Origin of the sequence: Herbaspirillum sp. RV1423, assembly GCF_000577615.1 — a bacterium.
GTDB lineage: Bacteria > Pseudomonadota > Gammaproteobacteria > Burkholderiales > Burkholderiaceae_D > Herbaspirillum.
On the sequence record NZ_CBXX010000019.1, the window covers coordinates 34739 to 49007 of the forward strand.

A 14269-nucleotide genomic window follows, 5' to 3' on the forward strand; every position below is an offset into this window, starting at 1 on the left:
GCGAAAGCCGGGACCCAGCGTCGTATCGTCCAACATCGACAACGGACTCCGGCTTGCGTCGGAACGACGGACTTGATACCAAAGCGGCTTACTTCAACTCGATCTCGTCGAAGTTGAACGACGCGTCAGGCATCACGTACACGCCCTTGAGATTCTTGCTGCGTGCATACAAGACCTTTTCCGTCACCAAGAAGGCCCACGGCGCGTCCTTCCAGATTTCGGTCTGCGCGTCCTTGTACAAGGCAGCTTTCTGCGCGCGGTCGGTGACGGTCAGCGCCTGGGCGATATCGCTGTCGACCTTGTCGCTCTTGTAATACGCAGTGTTGTACAACTTCGGCGGGAAGGCTTCCGACGCCAGCAGCGGACGCAGGCCCCAGTCGGCTTCGCCGGTCGAAGACGACCAGCCGCTGTAGTACAGACGCACCGGCGCCGTGTCAGGATTCGGCGCGCTTTCGACCTTCTCGACGCGTTGGCCGGCTTCCAGCGCCTGCACCTTGACCTTGATGCCGACCTGGGCCAGTTGCTGTTGCAGGAACTGGATGATCTTCAGCGCGGTGGTGTGGGTGTAGGCAGACCAAAGTTCTGTTTCAAAACCGTTGGGATAACCGGCTTCGGCCAGCAGCGCCTTGGCCTTCTTCACGTCATACGGCCAGGGACCGGTCTTGACGGCATAGTCGACGCCCTGCGGCAGCACGCCGTCCATCGGCACGGCATAGCCGCTGAAAGCGACCTTGACCAGCGCATCCTTGTTGATCGCGTAGTTGATGGCCTGGCGCACCTTCGGGTTGTCGAACGGCTTTTGCTTGACGTTCATCGACATGTAGCGCTGGATGATGGACGGACCGGAGACCAAATCCAGGGCACCCTTGCCCTTCAACAGTTCGGCCTGCTCATACGGCAGCGGGAAGGTGAATTGCGCTTCGCCGGTCTGCATCATGGCCGCGCGCGAGTTGTTGTCGACCACCGGCTTCCACACCACTTCGTCGACCTTCGGATAGCCAGCCTTCCAGTAGCCGGCGAATTTCTCGGCCTTCATGTAATCGGTCTGCTTCCACTCGACGAACTTGAACGGACCGGTACCGACCGGATGGAAAGCGATGTCCTTGTTGCCGTATTGCTTCAACGCCGTCGGAGAAATGATCACGGCCGACGGGTGCGCCAGCACGTTGATGAAGGCCGAGAACGGCTCTTTCAGCACGATCTTGACGGTGTAGTCGTTCAGTACTTCGGTGCGGGCGACGCGATTGAACAGGTTGTAGCGCTTCAGCTTGTTGTCCGGATTGGTGACGCGGTCCATCACGGCCTTGACGGCGTCGGCCTTGAACACGGTGCCGTCATGGAACTTGACGCCCTGGCGCAGGCGGATGGTGTATTCCAGGCCGTCCTTGCTGACCAGGTAGCCTTCGGCCAGCACGTTGACCAGTTTCATGTCCTTGTCGAACGCGAACAGCCCCTGGTAGAACGATTTGGTCACGGCCAGCGACAACGTGTCGTTGGCGTCGTAGGGGTCCATCGTGGTGAACGTCGAGGCAACCGCGAGGGTGACGCTCTTGGCGGCCCAGGCATGGACGGCGGCGAACTGCAGTGTGGTGCCGATGGCGCCGAGCGCCAGCCATCGGATGGCCGTTGTGCCGCGACGGGAAGATTGGGTAGTCATGGTTAGGCTCCTGAGTTTTTAAGTGATTGAAGGGGCGACTAAAAAGCAGCGGAAATGCGATGTGTAGCAACAAAATGGCCGGGGCCGACTTGCTTCAGTGGTTCGACCAGCGGATCGTCTCCGATGGCGCGAATGGGGCTGGGGATTTCATCATTCTGCAAACCTTTCTTGAGATGGCGCAGCTCGGGGTCCGCCACCGGCACGGCGGCCATGAGCTTGCGCGTGTAGGGATGCTGCGGATTTTCAAAAATGGCGCGGCGCGGGCCGATCTCGACGATCTGGCCGAGGTACATCACGGCGACGCGATGGCTGATGCGTTCCACCACCGCCATGTCATGCGAAATGAAGATGAAGGAAATGCCCAGTTCGGCTTGCAGGTCCAGCATCAGGTTGACGATCTGCGCCTGGATCGAGACGTCGAGCGCCGATACCGATTCGTCGGCGATGACGATCTTGGGATTCAAGGCCAGCGCGCGGGCGATGCAGATGCGCTGGCGCTGGCCGCCGGAGAATTCGTGCGGATAGCGCTGGGCATGTTCGGGCAGCAGGCCGACGCGCGTGAGCAAGGCGTCGACGCGTTCTTGCGCGCCTTCCTTCATCCCATGCACCAACATCGGCTCCATGATGGAATAGCCGACCGTCATGCGCGGATCGAGCGAGGCGAACGGGTCCTGGAAAATGAACTGGATGTCGCGGCGCAATTCGCGCAATTGCGCACGCGGCAATTCCGCCAGATTGCGGCCGCCAAACTCGACCTTGCCGCCGCTGATCTCGACCAGGCGCAGCAAGGAACGGCCGGTGGTCGACTTGCCGCAGCCGGACTCGCCGACGATGGCCAGCGTTTCGCCGGCATACAGATCGAAGCTGACGCGTTCGACCGCATGCACGCGCTGCCTGACGCGGCCGAAAATACCGCTCTTGACGTCGAAGCGTGTGGTCAGGTCGCTGACTTTGAGGATAAGCTGGCGCTGCTGCGCGATTTCGGAAGCAGCCTGCAATTCGTCGGCCATCGATTCCGGTCTGGCTTCGACGCTGACCGGTATACCGAAACGCGACGGCGTGTCGGTGCCGGTCATGGCGCCCAGGCGCGGCACGGCGGCCAGCAGGCTTTGCGTGTAAGGATGCGCCGGCGCGGCAAAAATGCTGTGCACGTCGTTCTCCTCGACCTTCTCGCCGCGGCACATGACGACGACGCGGTCGGCGATTTCCGCCACCACGCCCATGTCGTGGGTGATGAAGACGACCGCCATGTGCATTTCTTCCTGCAGCGAGCGAATCAGTTGCAGGATCTGCGCCTGGATCGTCACGTCCAGCGCCGTGGTCGGCTCGTCGGCGATCAGCAGCGACGGCTTGCAGGACAAGGCCATGGCGATCATCACGCGCTGCCGCATGCCGCCCGACAATTGGTGGGGATGGCGGTCGAGCACGCGCCGGGCTTCCGGGATGCGCACCATGTCCAGCATGCGCAGCGCCTCGGCGCGCGCGGCGCTGCGGCTCTTGTTCTGATGCAGGCGGATCGATTCAGCGATCTGCTCGCCGACGGTGAAGACCGGATTGAGCGAAGTCATCGGCTCCTGGAAGATCATCGCGATCTCGGCGCCGCGAATGCTGCGCATGGTCGCCTGTTCGGCCTTGACCAGATCGAGGGTCGCGCCGTTGGCATCGTTATAGCGCCGGAACTGCATGCTGCCCGACACGATGCGGCCGCCGCTGTGTTCGATCAGGCGCATGATGGCCAGCGACGACACCGACTTGCCGGAACCGGACTCGCCGACAATGGCCAGCGTCTCGCCCTTGTCGACGTGGAACGACAGGCCGCGCACCGCTTCCACCGTGCGTTCGGAACCGGTGAAGGTGACGCCGAGATTGTCGACGGTCAGTACGCGCCTGGCGGTCGCATCTTGCGGTTGTTGATCTTGCATGGCCATATTTTGTTGCGTCCTTTACTGCTGCTTGTAAATTGCCGTGACCGGCGCTTCGGCGCCGCGCGCATAACCGCGATACATGCCTTCGGTGTTGAACGACAACACCACGTTGCCCTGTGCATCGACGGCGATCAGGCCGCCACGTCCTTCATGGGCGGGCAGCACTTCCATCACGACCTGTTCCACCGCCTCTTGCAGCGTCGCGCCGGCATAGGCCATGCGCGCTGCGACGTCATAGGCGGCGACGGTGCGTATGAACACTTCCCCGGTGCCGGTCGCCGAAACGGCCGCAGTCGCATTGGCGGCATAGCAGCCGGCGCCGATCAGCGGCGTATCGCCGACGCGGCCAACCTGCTTGTTGGTGATGCCGCCGGTCGAGGTCGCCGCCGCCAGGTTGCCGTGCATGTCGAGCGCCACCGCGCCAACGGTGCCAAATTTATTGTCGGGGTCGATGGGCGCCGTGCCGTGAGAGGATTCCTTAAACGTGAACGCCGCCGCGTCATGGTCGAGCATCATGCCGCTCTGCTCGCGCACGCGCAGCCATTGCTGGTGGCGCGCTTCGGTCTGGTAATAGGTGGGATCGACGATGTCGAGTCCCTGCTGTCGCGCGAACGCATCGGCGCCGCAGCCGGCCAGCAGGACGTGGGCGCTCTTTTCCATCACGGCGCGCGCCGCCAGCACCGGATTGCGCACGCAGGTGACGTTGGCGACCGCGCCGGCTTTCAGGTTGGAACCATCCATGATGGCGGCGTCGAGCTCATGCGTGCCGGCGCGGGTGTAGACGGCGCCCTTGCCGGCGTTGAACAGCGGACAGTCTTCCAGCAGGCGCACCGCTTCGCTGACGGCGTCGAGCGCCGAGCCGCCGGCGCTCAGCACGGTTTGCGCGGCCAGCAGGATGACCTTGAGTTCGGCCAGGTAGCGCGCCTCGTCGGCCTCGCTCAAGGCGCTGCGCGTGATGGTGCCGGCGCCGCCGTGGATGGCAATGACTGGGGTGCTCATGATCTGGCGTTCCTTGATGTTGCCGGGCTGGCCGGCCTGGTTGTCTTGGCGCTTGCCTTCTTTGCCGGACGAGCCGGCTTGCGCGCAGGATCATGTTGTTCCGCCTGGTACAGCCACGGCAAAACGAATTCGGTCATCTCCGAGGCCGCCTGCACCGAGCGCTTGGCGCGATGCGCCACCGCGTCGCACAGCGCCTGGATCAGCACCAGCGCCGCGGCGTCGGAGGTCGGCGACAATTGCCGCTCGGTCTGGGCATAGATCGTCACATCGGCCAGCGGCACCAGCGGCGAATGCGGCAGATCGGTGAAAGCGATCAGTTTCGCGCCCTTCTCGACCGCCCGGCGCGCCAGCCGCACCGTGTCGGCGGCATAGCGCGGATAAGCCATGGCGATCACGACATCGCGCTCGTCGAGCTTGAAAAACTGTCTGCCGGTCTGCGACGGACCGCCCGGGTGCACGCTGGACAATACGGTGCGGCAAAACGGTTCCAGCGCATGCACCATGATGCCGGCCAGGAAAGCGCTGGCGCCGAAACCGAGCACGAAGATGCGGTCGGCTTTGAGGATCATCTCGACCGCCTGATCGCAGTGCGCGGGCACCAGACCTTGCAGGGTGGCTTCAATATTGCGGATGTCGTTGGCCAGCGCGGCGGAAATGATTTCCGCGCTGGTCGCGCTCTTCTGCACTTCGTGGCGCATCTTTTCCACCGGCGCCAGCGACGAGGCGAAATCGGCCACCAGCGCATTGCGGAACGGCGCGTAGCCGTCGAATCCCAGCGCATGCGCAAAACGGTTCGCCGTCGCCAGCGAAATGCCGGCCGCCTCGGATAATTCGTCGATGGTCATGGTGGCGGCGCGGAACGTGTTCGCCAGCACATAGTCGGCGGCCTTGCGATGCGCCTTCGACAGGTTCGGATACAGCTTGCCCAGCACGCGCGCCACTGCGCCGCCGCCCTGCAAGGATGTGTTTTTTGGATTGTGCATACGGCGGCTGGAAAAGGAGAAAAGGATGCGGACGGCGTTAAAAATGTAAATATATTTTCATTATTTTCAAAAGTAAAGAAAATATCCTTTCAAAAATGAAAGTAAAAATCCGTGCACCTTTATCACGCGCAAATGCACCTCGATAGCGAGGAATTTGGCTGCGCTGCACCAAAGAGGAAAGCAATTCCGGAATACCGCGACCGCCTCCGGAAAACAGCGGCGGCGTCGATCAATGGAAGATGAAATGGCGCCCGCCGCCATCCCGTATGCTGCAACGAAGCAGATTCAGGAGAGCGGAAGGCGGGATGACGGAGAAATTTTTTTGCGCGCGACGAAACGTGCCGGCAACATGCCGGCGTCGGTTTCAGCGCGGAACGATTTCCCGCAATTCGATCAGATTGCCGAACGGATCGGCAGTGTAGATGCGGATAAAGCCGGGAATCGGCGCGTCTTCCTGCACCGGGAAACCGCCGGTCTTGAGCTCGGCCAGCATCGGCGCCAGCTTGTCGACGATCAGTCCGGGATGGGCGTTGAGCGCCGGTTGAAACTCTTTGTCGACGCCCAGATGCAATTGCAGCGCGCCGCATTGGAACCACAAACCGCCACGCGCCTGCAGGGCGGCGGGCTTGGGCAACTCGGGCATGCCGAGAATATCGCCGAAGAAGCGCCGGGCGGCGTCTTCGCCTCCGACGGGCATGGCGAGTTGAATATGATCGATGGCAGTGACTGGCATGAATACCTCTTCGCTGGCTGGGCTGATACGGATATCAAGCAGCGATTCTAGCGCTTCGCGGAAAATGCCGCCGGCGACTGAAAATATCGTTCAGCCAGACTGAAAAATCCTTCTCACATCGCCACCCCTCCATGACCGTCGTCCTGACGCAAGTCAGGACCCGGTGCCGTATCGGCCTTCTGCACGACTTCACGACACCGGGTCCCGCCGTTCGCCGGGACGACTGCCGGGGAAAACGGGCTCAGCCGACGGCTGCAGAAATACCTGCTAAACGCTCGCTGGCTTAATACGGCCTGCTTTGAGACAATGGCGAACCGGCCGGCACGCCAATCGTCCACACATGCCGCCGGGCAAGACGACTCTGTCTGCTTCGTCCCTTGCACATTTACAGACAACCGATCCCGTCCATGAACATCCGCTTCCTAGAAACCTTCGTCTGGCTGGCCAAGCTGAAGAACTTCCGGCTCACCGCCGAGCGCCTGCACACCACCCAGGCCGCCGTTTCCAGCCGCATCGCCACGCTGGAGCAGGATTTCGGCGTGCGCCTGTTCGATCGCGGCGCGCGCGAAGTGACGCTGACCACCGACGGCAGCAAGGCGCTGGTGCATGCGGAACGCATGGTCAAGCTCATGCGCGAGATGAAGGAGGACATGTCGGACAAGCAGGCCTATGCCGGCGTGATCCGCATCGGCGTGATCGAGTCCATCGTGCATAGCTGGTTTCCGGATTTCATCGGCCGCCTGCACAAGATGTTTCCGCGCCTGCAGATCGAGATCGCCAGCGACACCACGATCCATCTGCGCGAACAGTTCAGCAAAGGCAACCTCGACATCGTATTGCAAGCGGAGGCGGTCATCGGCACCCACATCGCCAACATCAACCTGTGCGAGTTTCCGATGCGCTGGGTCGGCAGTCCCAAGCTCAACATCGGCAGCGAAACGCTGAGCCTGTCCGACCTGGCGACCTTCCCGATCATCAGCTTCGCGCGCAATTCGGGGCCGCACGCGGCGATCGAACGCATCTTTTCCGGCAGCGAGCGCGGCGCGCTGCATGTCAATTGCGTCGCCTCGGTCGCCACCATGATCCGCCTCGTGACCGACGGCTTCGGCGTCGCCGTGGTGCCGCCGGCCATCATCCAGCGCGAACTCAACGAAGAAATCCTGCACACGCTGCGCGTCGACGTGGAGTTCCCGCCGCTGGTGATGCTGGCCTGTTTTCGTTCGGACAACGAGAACCCGCTGACGGAAACCGTGGCCAGCATCGCCCAGGAAACCGCCGCCGACTTCGCACTCAATTGGGGACACGAGATCGCCCGGCTGCCGTCTCAGGCGCAGTAGGAATCCTGCCGCGGTCAATGCCGGCAAGGATTGCAGGCGCTTGCAACGCAGCACGGCAGCAGCACCAACGCGGCGCACAGGACGGCCCACTTTTGCTCATAAGGTTTTCCAATCATTTGCGCCAACATTTTCTTGTTGGACAGCGCCGCTCTCGCTACGCATACTGAATTTAGACAAGATCGTGCGTAGCGTCGGCGACAAACCCGGCGCAAACAAACGACAGATTTCCGCCAGACATTTTCCAGCTTCGATTTCCTCAAAGACACTCCTTGATGCCTGGAGTGTTCTCGCGCTGTGAGAATGACTGTGGCCGCTCAATCAATCTCAAAGCAGGAGAAGGCAAGCATGACCCATTCAACATCAGCGACATCCGCAGCACTGGACTCCATCTCACCGCCCGGCGCCGCCGTGGACATGGAAGTCGCCTACAAAAAGATCGCCTGGCGACTGATTCCCTTCCTGGTGTTCCTGTTCGTGCTGGCCTGGATCGACCGCGTCAACGTCGGTTTCGCCAAGCTGCAGATGCTGCAGGACCTGCAATTTTCCGAGACGATCTACGGCCTCGGCGCCGGCATCTTTTTCATCGGCTACTTCCTGTTCGAAGTGCCGAGCAACCTGCTGCTCGAAAAAATCGGCGCACGCAAGACGCTGGCGCGCATCACCATCCTGTGGGGCCTGGCCTCGATGGCGATGGCCTATGTCACCACGCCGGCCACGTTCTACATCCTGCGCTTTTTGCTCGGCGTGTTCGAGGCCGGCTTCTTTCCCGGCGTCGTGCTGTACCTGACCTACTGGTTCCCGGCCGAGCGCCGCGCCCGCGTCAACGGCCTGTTCATGACTTCGTTCGCGATCGCCGGCGCTGTCGGCGGTCCGATCGCCGGCCTCATCATGAGCGGCATGGAAGGCGTCGGCCATCTCTCCAACTGGCAATGGCTGTTCATCCTGGAAGGCATTCCATCGCTGATCGCCGGCATCTTCGTGCTGCTGCACCTGCCTGAGAAACCGGCCAATGCCAAGTGGCTGTCGGATGCCGAAAAGCACGCCGTGACGCAAGCGCTGGTTGCCGAAAACATCGTCGCCGGCAAACACCTGTCGTTCAAGGACGCCTGCGGCAACTATCGTGTCTGGCTCTGCGCCGCCGTCTATTTCTGCGTGGTCAGCGGCAACGCCACCATCGCGTTCTGGACGCCGTCGATCATCAAGGAAATCGGCGTCAAGGGAAATCTGCAGATCGGCCTGATCTCCGCCATTCCGTTTATCGCCGGTACGCTGGCCATGATCTGGAACGGCATCCACTCCGACAAGACCGGCGAACGCCGCATGCATAGCGCCATCGCCACGCTGATCGCCAGCATCGGCCTGATCCTGACCGGCCTGACCCTGGGCAACGCCGTCATGGCGCTGTGCGCGCTGACCCTGGCGGCCATCGGCATCCTGGCCGCGTTCCCGGTATTCTGGTCGATCCCGGCGGCGTTCCTGGCCGGCACCGCGGCCGCAGGCGGCATCGCGCTGATCAACTCGATCGGCAATCTGGCCGGTTTCGTCGCGCCTTACATGATCGGCGCGTTGAAGACCAGCACCGGTTCGCTGTCGTCCGGCCTGTATTTCGTCGCCGCGCTGGAATTCATCGCGAGCTTCCTGGTGATCGTGTTCGTCAAGAAGACGCAAGCCTGATCACGCGTTCCCGTTGTTACCCCGTTCGTCCCTGCGCCGCCGTCTGTTCTGCATTTCTGCCCGGCGGCGCACCCTTTTTCACGTACCTGAAGCGGCCTTATGAAACTCTCCTTCCAGACTGACGCAGCACCGCTGAACGTCGACATCCACACCCTGATCATTGCCGGCTGGGCCGGGCGCGACCTCGCCGCCATCGAGCATCACATCGAAGAACTGGCGGCGCTGGGCATCCCGCGTCCGAGCGCGGTGCCGCTGTACTATCGCGTGTCGAGCAACCAGTTGACGCAATCGGCGTCGGTGCAGGTGCTTGGCGGCGAATCGTCGGGCGAAGTCGAAACCTTTGTCTTCAACGCCGGCGGCGAGCTGTATGTCAGCATCGCCTCCGACCATACCGACCGCAAGCTGGAAGCGCACAGCGTGGCGTTCTCCAAGCAGGCCTGCGTCAAACCCGTGGCCGCCTCCGCCTGGAAACTGGCCGACGTCGCCGCTTACTGGGACGAACTGGTGATCCGTTCGTGGATCAGGGAAGACGGCAAGGACATGCTGTACCAAGAAGGCACGCTGGCCAGCCTGCGCACGCCGCAAGACCTGATCGCCGGCTTCACCGGCGGCAAGGACATCCTGCCTGCGGGCTGCGGCATGACGTGCGGCACGGTCGGCGCCATCGGCGGCATCCGCTCCTCGACTTCGTTCACGATGGAATTGTTCGACCCGCGCCGCCAGCGCGCGTTGCGTCATACTTATGAAGCCGAAATCCTGGCCGAAGTGGCTTGATCCCAACTTTATTTATCGCCATCACAACATGATCCCCAGCCTGCACCAACACAGCGAAGACTTGCGCGCCGGTCGCAGCACCTCGCTCGAACTGACCGACCGCGCCCTCGAACGCGCCGCCGCTGCCGACGGCGAAGGCGCGCGCGTGTTCACGCGCCTCTATGACGACACCGCCCGCGCTGCCGCCCGCGCCTCCGACACGCTGCGTACGGCCGGCCTGGCGCGTTCGCCGGTCGACGGACTGCCGGTCTCGATCAAGGACTTGTTCGACGTCGCCGGCGAAACCACGCTGGCCGGTTCGGTTGCCCTGCGCGGTTATCCGGCAGCCGCCGACAGCGCCGTCGTCGTCAGGCGCCTGGTCGCCGCCGGCGCGGTGATCGTCGGCCGCACCAACATGACCGAGTTCGCCTATTCCGGCCTGGGCATCAATCCGCATTACGGCACGCCGCGCAATCCGTGGCAACGCGATGCCGACGGTATCGACGGCGGCCGCATCCCGGGCGGTTCGTCGTCGGGCGCGGCGGTCTCGGTGACCGACGGCATGGCGGTGGCCGGCGTCGGTTCCGACACCGGCGGTTCGATCCGCATCCCGGCGGCCTTGTGCGGCATCACCGGCTTCAAGCCGACCGCGCGCCGCGTGCCGATGCAAGGCGTGCTGCCGCTGTCCGAGAACCTCGATTCCATCGGTGCGATGGCGCCGACGGTGCTGTGCTGCGCCATGATGGATGCGGTGCTGGCCGGTGAAGAATTCATTGCCCCGGTTGCGCATTCCCTGCGCGGCCTGCGCCTGCTGCTGCCGACCAACATCGTGCTGGACGGCATCGACGCGCATGTCGGCGCCGCCATGCAGCGCGTGTTGTCGCGTCTGTCGGCAGCCGGCGCGATGATCGTCGAAGGCAAGATCGACGCCTTCAGCGAACTGGCCTCCATCAACGCCAAGGGCGGCTTCACCGCCGCCGAAGCCTGGGCCTGGCATCGCAAGCTGATCGCCGAACGCGAACACAGCTACGACCAGCGCGTGGTCTCGCGCATCAAGCGCGGCAAGGACATGAGCGCCGCCGACCTGCTCGACGTCATGCACAGCCGCCGCCGCTGGATCGCCGACGTCGAGCGCCAACTGGCCGGCTTCGACGCCCTGCTGATGCCGACTGTCCCCATCGTGGCGCCCAAGATCGCCGACCTGCAGGCCAGCGACGACGCCTACTACGCCGCCAACGGCCTGCTCCTGCGCAATCCGACCCTGATCAATTTCCTCGACGGCTGCGCCATATCGCTGCCTTGCCACGAAACCGGCGGCGCGCCGGTGGGGCTGAGCCTGGCTGCGCCCGGCGGCGGCGATCGTCGCCTGCTGTCGATTGCGCTGGCGGTGGAGGCGGCGCTGCAAGACAAGCTGCCGGCCTCGACGAGATAATTGCACGGCGTTTCACCATGCTGCGAGCCCGGCATCATCGCCACCTTCAGGCTCGCAGTGTGTGTTTTTTGCCTTCCCTCGCTTTGCAACTTTACCCGCGCCGTTTATGATCGCAGGAAATGACATAAGCAGAACAAGCCGCGCCGCACGGTCCATCTGACGAAGCGGAGTGCGGGCCAGTGCCGGCGCGACGGCGCAAGGAGGGAAGATATGATTTTCATCCACGATGGCCCCCGCAGGCTGGCGTTCTGCGCCCTTGCCTTTGTTGCGCTGGGACAATGGGCTTTCACCGCGGTTGCGCAAGAGGAGATGGTGACGGCAAGGATAGGACTCACCTCCGCCACCGAGACTGAAGCTTTCCAGGCCGCGAAAGTTGCCGCCGCGTATGCCGTCGAGGAAGCCAACGACCGTGACTTGCATATCAACGGCAAGAAGCTGAAATTCGAGCTTGTCATTCAGAACGATAAGAACGATGCCAATCTTGCCCGCCCGATTGCCCAATACTTCATCCGCAACCAGGTCGTCGGCGTCATCGGTCCCTGGAACAGCGACGCCGGATTGGCGACGGCCAAACTGTACAGCGACGCGCACATCCCGATGATTTTTCCGACCATCTCCAGCACGCCGTCGCTGCCGTCCGGCATCGGCAACGTCTTCGCCCCTGCGGGCGATCCCGGGGAAGCGGCGCAATTCTATGCGGGCATTGCCGTCGATCAGCTACGGGTGGAGAAAATGGCGATCATCGACGACCGCACTTCTTTCGGCACCAATTTTGCCGATCGTTTTGTCGATATGCTGGTGCAACGCGGCGCGCAAATCACCAGCCGCGAATCCGTCAGCACCAGGACCTCGGACTTCAATGCGGTGCTGGCCACCGTCACCCGCGTCAAGCCGGACACCGTCCTGTTTACCGGCGATGCGACCCAGAGCGTGGCCATCATGCGCGCCATGGAACGGCAGAACATGAACTTCCGCGTATTGCTGATCGGCGGCGCCGTCAACACCGAGCAACTCAAGGAAAAAGTGAAGGTCCCGTTGTTCTCGATCGAGAGCGGCATTCCGCTCGACAAGAACACGGCCTGGAAAAAACTGCAAAAGGCCTACAAGGACAAGCATGGCGGCGCACTGGATGCCAACGGGCGTTTCGGTTATGACGCCGTCAACCTGCTGGCGGCCGCGGTGCAGAAAGCCAATTCCATTGCGCCTGCGGATGTCGGCGCCGCGTTGTATAACAGCCGCCTGGGCGCCTCCAGCAGGACCATCAGTTTCGACAGCAAGGGAAAACTGCAGCACGCCCTCTACACCGTCTATCAATACAAGGACGCGCAGTGGCTCGCCGTCAAGAGTTCGGGCGAGCCGGAGCGATAACAAACCGCAATAGGCATCGAGGGGTCTGTCATTCCATCCATGGATTGACCGGATGCGTTCTTGCCGGCAAGGACGCGGTGCGGTGGAGAGTGGGTCTCCGCCTGTTGCGCCGCCCGCCGCTCAGCGGGCCTTGACGGTATAGACTTCCTTGAAATCGCGCGGCGCAAACATGGTGTTCCATGAAAATTTCGCGGCGCTTTCCTTGGTGAACATTTGCGGCACCGGTCCGGCTTTCTTGGCCGGCAAGGTTTGCTTCTCCAGCAAGCGTACCGCCATATCCACCGCCATGCGCGCCTGCATGACCGGGAAATCGGCCGGCGAGGCTTCGCTCACGCCGTTCATGATGTCCTGATGCACGCCCGGAATCATGTCGAACGCCAATATCTTGATGCTGTCGCTTTTGTGCGCGGTGCGCACCGCCGTCGCTGCCGCCTGGGCCGCAATGTCCACGCCGACGATGAAGTTCATGTCGGGATAAGCCTTGAGCGCATCGTTGATGGCGGCAAGCTGGCGGCTCAATCCGGTATCGACGCGCGTGGTGACGACGATCCTGGCGTTACTGCCTTTGAGGCCGTCGTTGAATCCGCGCACGGCGTCATCGGACCAATTGGAGCCCGGCAATCCGGGGAAGAAACCGATCTTCGGCTGGTCCTTGTCGAAGCGTTTGACGATGTATTGCGCGGTCTGGAAGGCGAGATCGTAAAAACTGACCAGCGCGTGCGCGGAAACCTGGGGTTCGTTCACGCCATTGACGAAATCGATCACCGGGATTCCCTTCTCCACTGCCTTGCGCACCAGCGGCGCGACCTTGTCGCTATGGATCGCACCGAGGATGATTGCGTCGTAACGCTGATCGATGCAGTCGCTCATCTGCGCCAGTTGCTGATCGAGATGCTCATATCCTTCGGCATGGAACAACTGCATGTTGAGGTTGTCGCGCAACACTTCCTGCACAATGCCGTAGTCGCCGGCCATCCAGTAGGGATCTTTCAGGTGGGGGAACAGGACGCACAGTTTCCAGCGCTTGGTGATCTTGCCGGTCGGCAAGGGCGACCACTGCGCCGGCATGTTGCGGCCATCGATGACATGATTGACAGGAATGGTCCATTCATCGGCGTAGGCGGCGCTCGCGCTTCCCCAGGCAAGAACCGCAACCATGATCAGACGACGCATTCTGTAGATGGAGACATAAGGCATGAGTCCCTCCCGGCAATGTTGTTGATCAATTTGTACATTGTGCAAACGACAACGCACGAAATAAAGCGTATCCCATGTCGTCGACTATTTGTACATTATTTAACGGTCAGTTCATCAATAGCCACGAATGCGGCTGGACGGCATCGCTGCGCGCATCGGCGCCCGCGCAACGCGTATTGTCGCGTCTGCGCCTATCGGCTGCCCGCTGCCG

Annotated in this window: 11 protein-coding genes; 5 read left to right on the plus strand and 6 right to left on the minus strand. The window is 62.3% G+C overall.

Annotated elements, in window-relative coordinates; translation table 11 throughout:
* Positions 1-88 precede the first annotated feature (88 nt).
* The 5 genes from gsiB to RV1423_RS17195 all read right to left on the minus strand — a co-directional run bounded on the left by gsiB (position 89) and on the right by RV1423_RS17195 (position 6297).
* Entirely contained in the window at positions 89-1657 is a 1569-nt protein-coding gene (gene gsiB / locus RV1423_RS17175; protein WP_034299042.1) for a glutathione ABC transporter substrate-binding protein GsiB, read from the minus strand.
* Between the two features lie 38 nt (positions 1658-1695).
* On the minus strand, positions 1696-3585 hold the full coding sequence (locus RV1423_RS17180) for a dipeptide ABC transporter ATP-binding protein (protein WP_081768860.1): 1890 nt from the start codon (positions 3583-3585) through the stop codon (positions 1696-1698).
* A 15-nt stretch (positions 3586-3600) separates the two neighbouring features.
* Positions 3601-4581 carry an isoaspartyl peptidase/L-asparaginase family protein gene (locus RV1423_RS17185; RefSeq protein ID WP_034299045.1) on the minus strand — a complete coding sequence of 327 codons (981 nt, stop codon included), beginning with the start codon at positions 4579-4581 and terminating at the stop codon, positions 3601-3603.
* On the minus strand, positions 4578-5564 hold the full coding sequence (locus RV1423_RS17190; RefSeq protein WP_034299048.1) for a MurR/RpiR family transcriptional regulator: 987 nt from the start codon (positions 5562-5564) through the stop codon (positions 4578-4580). The genes RV1423_RS17185 and RV1423_RS17190 overlap by 4 nt, the downstream gene beginning before the upstream one ends.
* A gap of 364 nt (positions 5565-5928) precedes the next feature.
* Positions 5929-6297: a glyoxalase gene (locus tag RV1423_RS17195; protein WP_034299052.1), complete on the minus strand. Its 369-nt coding sequence runs from the start codon at positions 6295-6297 to the stop codon at positions 5929-5931.
* 407 nt (positions 6298-6704) lie between these two features.
* Here RV1423_RS17195 and RV1423_RS17200 point away from each other — a divergent pair, with 407 nt between their 5' ends.
* The 5 genes from RV1423_RS17200 (at position 6705) to RV1423_RS17220 (ending at position 12861) form a co-directional block, all read left to right on the plus strand.
* Positions 6705-7634, plus strand: a complete 930-nt coding sequence (locus RV1423_RS17200; RefSeq protein ID WP_034299055.1) for a LysR family transcriptional regulator — start codon at positions 6705-6707, stop codon at positions 7632-7634.
* Between the two features lie 345 nt (positions 7635-7979).
* Positions 7980-9308, plus strand: coding sequence for an MFS transporter (locus tag RV1423_RS17205; RefSeq protein WP_034299058.1), 1329 nt, complete (start codon positions 7980-7982; stop codon positions 9306-9308).
* Positions 9309-9407: 99 nt separating this feature from the next.
* Positions 9408-10082, plus strand: a complete 675-nt coding sequence (locus RV1423_RS17210) for a DUF2848 domain-containing protein (protein ID WP_034299061.1) — start codon at positions 9408-9410, stop codon at positions 10080-10082.
* Positions 10083-10110: 28 nt separating this feature from the next.
* On the plus strand, positions 10111-11493 hold the full coding sequence (locus RV1423_RS17215) for an amidase (RefSeq protein ID WP_034299154.1): 1383 nt from the start codon (positions 10111-10113) through the stop codon (positions 11491-11493).
* A 210-nt stretch (positions 11494-11703) separates the two neighbouring features.
* Positions 11704-12861, plus strand: coding sequence for a branched-chain amino acid ABC transporter substrate-binding protein (locus RV1423_RS17220; RefSeq protein WP_034299064.1), 1158 nt, complete (start codon positions 11704-11706; stop codon positions 12859-12861).
* A 120-nt stretch (positions 12862-12981) separates the two neighbouring features.
* On the opposite strand, the gene torT is transcribed toward RV1423_RS17220, so the two are convergent.
* Positions 12982-14058 carry a TMAO reductase system periplasmic protein TorT gene (gene torT / locus RV1423_RS17225; protein WP_081768861.1) on the minus strand — a complete coding sequence of 359 codons (1077 nt, stop codon included), beginning with the start codon at positions 14056-14058 and terminating at the stop codon, positions 12982-12984.
* Positions 14059-14269: the final 211 nt, after the last annotated feature.

What these genes read in the sequence shown, in the direction of transcription:
- RV1423_RS17190 (WP_034299048.1), bottom strand. Translation starts at nt 5,564, where the DNA reads ATGCACAATCCAAAAAACACATCCTTGCAGGGCGGCGGCGCAGTGGCG.
- RV1423_RS17180 (WP_081768860.1), bottom strand. Translation starts at nt 3,585, where the DNA reads ATGGCCATGCAAGATCAACAACCGCAAGATGCGACCGCCAGGCGCGTA.
- RV1423_RS17220 (WP_034299064.1), top strand. Translation starts at nt 11,704, where the DNA reads ATGATTTTCATCCACGATGGCCCCCGCAGGCTGGCGTTCTGCGCCCTT.
- RV1423_RS17215 (WP_034299154.1), top strand. Translation starts at nt 10,111, where the DNA reads ATGATCCCCAGCCTGCACCAACACAGCGAAGACTTGCGCGCCGGTCGC.
- RV1423_RS17195 (WP_034299052.1), bottom strand. Translation starts at nt 6,297, where the DNA reads ATGCCAGTCACTGCCATCGATCATATTCAACTCGCCATGCCCGTCGGA.
- gsiB (WP_034299042.1), bottom strand. Translation starts at nt 1,657, where the DNA reads ATGACTACCCAATCTTCCCGTCGCGGCACAACGGCCATCCGATGGCTG.
- RV1423_RS17210 (WP_034299061.1), top strand. Translation starts at nt 9,408, where the DNA reads ATGAAACTCTCCTTCCAGACTGACGCAGCACCGCTGAACGTCGACATC.
- torT (WP_081768861.1), bottom strand. Translation starts at nt 14,058, where the DNA reads ATGCCTTATGTCTCCATCTACAGAATGCGTCGTCTGATCATGGTTGCG.
- RV1423_RS17185 (WP_034299045.1), bottom strand. Translation starts at nt 4,581, where the DNA reads ATGAGCACCCCAGTCATTGCCATCCACGGCGGCGCCGGCACCATCACG.
- RV1423_RS17205 (WP_034299058.1), top strand. Translation starts at nt 7,980, where the DNA reads ATGACCCATTCAACATCAGCGACATCCGCAGCACTGGACTCCATCTCA.
- RV1423_RS17200 (WP_034299055.1), top strand. Translation starts at nt 6,705, where the DNA reads ATGAACATCCGCTTCCTAGAAACCTTCGTCTGGCTGGCCAAGCTGAAG.